This window comes from uncultured Pseudacidovorax sp. (assembly GCF_913773995.1).
Classification (GTDB): domain Bacteria; phylum Pseudomonadota; class Gammaproteobacteria; order Burkholderiales; family Burkholderiaceae_C; genus Xenophilus.
Window position 1 is genome coordinate 1 of the sequence record NZ_CAJYES010000174.1, and the last position, 4360, is coordinate 4360.

The 4360-nt window shown below is 70.0% G+C and carries 3 protein-coding genes and 1 pseudogene; 1 reads left to right on the top strand and 3 read right to left on the bottom strand.

Annotated elements, in window-relative coordinates; genetic code table 11:
- On the bottom strand, window positions 1-467 hold a 467-nt coding region (locus QZ772_RS15970), incomplete at its 3' end, for an aldo/keto reductase (protein WP_295528251.1).
- 297 nt (window positions 468-764) lie between these two features.
- On the opposite strand from QZ772_RS15970, the gene QZ772_RS15975 reads away from it, so the two are divergent.
- Window positions 765-1679, top strand: coding sequence for a LysR family transcriptional regulator (locus tag QZ772_RS15975; protein WP_295528246.1), 915 nt, complete (start codon window positions 765-767; stop codon window positions 1677-1679).
- A 112-nt stretch (window positions 1680-1791) separates the two neighbouring features.
- On the opposite strand, the gene QZ772_RS15980 is transcribed toward QZ772_RS15975, so the two are convergent.
- Together QZ772_RS15980 and QZ772_RS15985 are read right to left on the bottom strand one after the other, a co-directional pair.
- Window positions 1792-4155 carry a cytochrome P450/oxidoreductase gene (locus QZ772_RS15980; protein WP_295528249.1) on the bottom strand — a complete coding sequence of 788 codons (2364 nt, stop codon included), beginning with the start codon at window positions 4153-4155 and terminating at the stop codon, window positions 1792-1794.
- 65 nt (window positions 4156-4220) lie between these two features.
- Window positions 4221-4360 (bottom strand): annotated as a pseudogene (locus tag QZ772_RS15985) (tripartite tricarboxylate transporter substrate-binding protein); the annotation flags it as partial.

Sequence of the window (4360 nt, forward strand, 5' to 3'; positions counted from 1 at the left end):
TCTCCATCGGCTTTTCCGAGATTGGCGCGGCGCAGGCTGTCCGCGCCAATCTCGGAAAAGCCGATGGCGCGTACCTTGCCATCGCTCACCAGTTGCGCCATGGCGCCGGCCACCTCCTCGATGGGCACGGCCGGGTCGCGCCGGTGGCAGTAATAGAGGTCGATGCAGTCCGTGCCCAGCCGTCGCAGCGAGGCCTCGCAGGCAGACCGGATGTAGGCTGGCGTGTTGTCGATGCGTCGCTCGTAGCGGCCCGGCTCGCGCACGATGCCGAACTTGGTGGCCACGGTCAGCCGCGATCGCGCGTCAGGCGCCAGTCCACCCAGGAAGCGGCCCAGAAGCGATTCGTTGTGGCCGAAGCCGTAGGTATCGGCCGTGTCGAAATGCTGGACGCCGAGGTCGACCGCGGCACGCAGCGTGGCGAGCGATTCGGTGTCGTCGCTGGCACCGTAGAACTCGCTCATGCCCATGCAGCCGAGGCCGACCGGAAAGACCGTGCGGCCGGCCAGCGGTCGAGGCGCGACGCCGAGGAGCGAGGATGGGGTGGGGCAGATGGTCATGGAAGCCTTGTGGAAGAAGAGGAGGGGCCGCGAGGGGGCTGCCGGGCGCGCCGGCCTTCCGGCAAGACGCGAGAGGGGGCGGCCCACGCCCACTGCCGCCATGACGCCGGCATGCGGAACAGGTCTGCATCGTCGTCCGCGGCAGCCGCCGCCGCAATCCGGCCCGGGCTGCATGGCCCATCCAGCCCGGCTACACAATCCGGGGCCATGAGCCCGTCGACGCCCGATCTTCGCCAGTTGCGCGCCTTCGCCGCCGTGGCCGAACTGCAGAGTTATCGCCGCGCCGCCGCACGCCTGGGCGTGACGCCTTCCGCGGTGAGCCAGTCGGTGCGCGCGCTGGAAGACGTGTTGGGCCAGCCACTGGTCCAGCGCACCACGCGCAGCGTCGCACCGAGCGCGTTCGGCCTGCAACTGCTGGCGCGCGTGCGGCCGCATCTCGATGGACTGGAGGCCGCATGGCAGTCCGCGCACGAAGCCGCCGGCGAACCCGTCGGCCTGTTGCGCCTGAACATGCCCCGCAGCGCCGCGCAACTGGTCATGGCGCCGGTGATGTCGGCCTTCCTCGCCGACCATCCACGCATCGCGCTCGAACTTCAGACGCAGGATGGCTTTCTGGACATCGTCGCCGCAGGCTGCGACGCCGGGATCCGCTTCGAGGAAGCGGTGCCGCGCGACATGGTGGCCATGCCGATGGGTGGCCCCCAACGCTTCGTGGTGGTGGGCACGCCAGCGCTGCTGGCCGAAGGCGGTCCACCGGCCGACCCGTGGGCACTGCTCGATCGGCCCTGCATCCGGCAGCGGTTCCCCCACGGCGAGATGTACCACTGGGAGTTCGCCCGCGGCACCGAACGCGTGGCGCTCGACGTGCGGGGCCGGCTGACGGTGGACGATCAGCCGCTCGCGCTCCAGGCCGCGCTGGACGGCGTCGGCTGGGCCTACGTGTACGAGGCCATGGCGGCGCCGCACCTGCACAGTGGACGCCTCGTCGCGGCGCTGGACGACTGGTGCCCACCGGGCACCGGCTTTCAGCTGTACTACCCGGGCCGGCGCCAGGCCTCGCCGGCGCTGCGCGCCTTCATCGACTGGTGGCGCGCGAAGGGCGCCGCCCTCATCGCTGGCTGAGCCGGTCCAGCAGCGAGTACCAGGCCACGCCGGCCGCGATGTCGAAGCGCGGTTGCCCGTGACGGGGATCGAGGCGCTCGGCGCCGCGCATGGCGGGCTCGTTCACACCTTCTTAAAGCTGCAGCACGATCCTCTGCCCGCAGGCGCGCGAGCAGCAACTCATCATCTTGCGGTTCGCTTCGCGCTCGGCGCGGGTGAGCACCCGGTCGCGGTGGTCGATCTCGCCGTCGACCACGGCCACCTCGCAGGAGCCGCACAGGCCCTCCTCGCAGTCGCTCTGCACGTCGATGTTGGCGGCGCGCAGGGCTTGCAGCAGCGTCTGGTCGGCGCGCACGGCGATGGTCAGGCCGGAGTCCTTCAGCTCGGCTTCGAAGCCATGCTCCAGGCTCGGGTCCAGGGTGCCGAGGGTGGAGGCGAAGTGCTCCACGCGCAGGCTGTCCTCGGGCCAGTGGGCGGTGTGGGCAGCCAGCGCATCGAGCAGGTGCGTCGGGCCGCAGGCATAGACCTGCGTGCCAGGCATCGGCAAGCGCAGCAGCTCGGCCAGGTCCAGTCGCCCGCCTTCGTCGCCGACATGCAGGTGCAGCCGCTCGCCGTGCAGCGCTTGCATCTCGTCCACCAGGGCCATGGTGGCTCGGCGCCGGCCGCAGTAGTGCAATTGGTACGGAATGCCCAGCGCCTGCGCCCGCCGCGCCATGGCGCTGATGGGCGTGATGCCGATGCCGCCGGCGATCAACACCAGGCCCTGCGCACCTTCATCGAGCCGGAAGTGGTTGCGCGGACCGCGGATGCGCAGGCGGGCGCCCTCGTGGGCATGGGCATGCATCCACGCCGAGCCGCCACGGCTCTCGGCCTCCAGCAGCACGGCGATCTCGAAGGCACGGGCATCGTCCGGGTCGCCGCACAGCGAATACTGGCGCGACAGCCCCGTGTCGCCGCATTCCACGTCGATGTGCGCACCGGCCGACCAGCGGGGCAGGGTGCCGCCATCGGCGGCCACCAGGCGCAGGCGCACGATGCCTTCGGCGACCGGCTCTGCACGCTCGACGATCACCGGCCGCGTCAGCGCATGGCCCGTGGGCTCGCCGATGCGCACCGGCGCGCGCTCGCCATCGCGGGCGGCCGGATCGCGGCGCTCGGGGTTGGCCGTCGGGTCCCATTCCACCCACAGGTGTTCGGGGCCGCGGAAAGAGGTGTTGGGCACATAGCTGAACTGCTGCTCGGCCAGCCGCATGTGCGGCAGGCGGCGGGTGAACTCCTCCAGGAAGACCTGCATCTCCATGCGCGCGAGGTTCTTGCCCATGCACTGGTGCGAGCCGTAGCCGAAGGTCAGGTGATCGCTGGCGTTGTCGCGGCGGATGTCGAACAGGTCGGCATCGGCGAAGTGCCGCTCGTCGTGATTGGCGGACGAGGTGACGATCAGCAGCTTGCTGCCGGCCGGAATGGCGATGCCGCCGACGCTCACGTCCTTTGTGGCCAGCCGCCGCCAGGCGGCGACCGAGCCGTTGTGGCGCAGGCATTCCTCCACGGCATTAGGGATCAGGCCCGGGTCTTCGCAGATTTCGCGCCACGCGCTGGGATGCTGCAGCAGCAGCTTCATCGCATTGGCTGTGGCGTTGGCCGTGGTCTCGTGGGCGGCCACGATGCCGGCCATCATCATCGAGTGCAGGTAGGAGTCGGTCACGACCTCCGGCAGTTGTTTCTGCATGCGGATGCCGTACTGCATCCAGCCGGGCGCATCGGGATTGGCGCGCATCTTGTCGAGCACCTGGCCGGCGTACTGCCAGAAGTTGCCGACGGCATGGGCAACCGCCACCTGTTCCTCCGGCTTCGGCCGGCCCCAGGTGTTGACGGTGTGGGCGATGGAGTACTGGCGCAGCGTGTCCATGTCCTCCTCGGGCACGCCTAGGAAGTGCAGGGCGACGGTGAGCGGCACTTCCCACAGCATCTGGTCCACCAGGTCGGCGCGGCCGTCGTCGATGAAGCGGTCCACATACTCGCGCGCCAACTGGCGCACCAGCGGCTCGTGATGCTTGAGATGCTCGGGCGTGAACGGCTCCATCAGCGCGCGGCGGCGCGGCATGTGGGCGGGTTCGTCCTCGTTAACCAGCGTGCGGTTGAGCGCGAAGCCGTAGCTGGCCAGCACCGCGTTGGCCTCGGGCCCGGTGGGCGTGATCTTCTCCAGCGCGATGGAGGGGCTGAAGGTGAGGTTGTCCCGGAAGATCGTCTTGATGTCCTCGTAGCGCGTGACCACCCAGTAGCCCAGCAGCGGGCTGTAGAAGACGGGCTCCTGCTCCCGGGCCCAGCGGACGTACTCGGGCGGGTCCTGCTGGTAGCCATCGCTGAAGGGATCGAAGGCGGCCGCCGCATGGCTGACGGGGCAGCCATTGGGCGCCGAGGGGGCGGGCGCGGCGCCGTGGGCGAAGGGGCAGCCGCCGGTGGGCACGGAAGCGGGGGCGGCGGCGGTCGAGGCGGTCATTCGGCAACTCCGGAAAGCGAAACGCCCGCGCCATCCCTGGAGATGGCGCGGGCGTCGGTGAAGGATCAGTCGAGCGTGATGTTCAGGTCACGGATCAGCTTGTGCCAGCGCGCGTTCTCGCCCTTGAGCAGTTCGGCGAACTGCGCGGGCGTGTTGCCGACCGGCTCGACACCGAAGTCGATCAGCTTCTTGTGCACATCGGGCG

Bases quoted from the DNA above. Each gene is read 5' to 3' on its own strand.
- QZ772_RS15975 (WP_295528246.1), top strand. From the start codon at position 765: ATGAGCCCGTCGACGCCCGATCTTCGCCAGTTGCGCGCCTTCGCCGCC.
- QZ772_RS15980 (WP_295528249.1), bottom strand. From the start codon at position 4,155: ATGACCGCCTCGACCGCCGCCGCCCCCGCTTCCGTGCCCACCGGCGGC.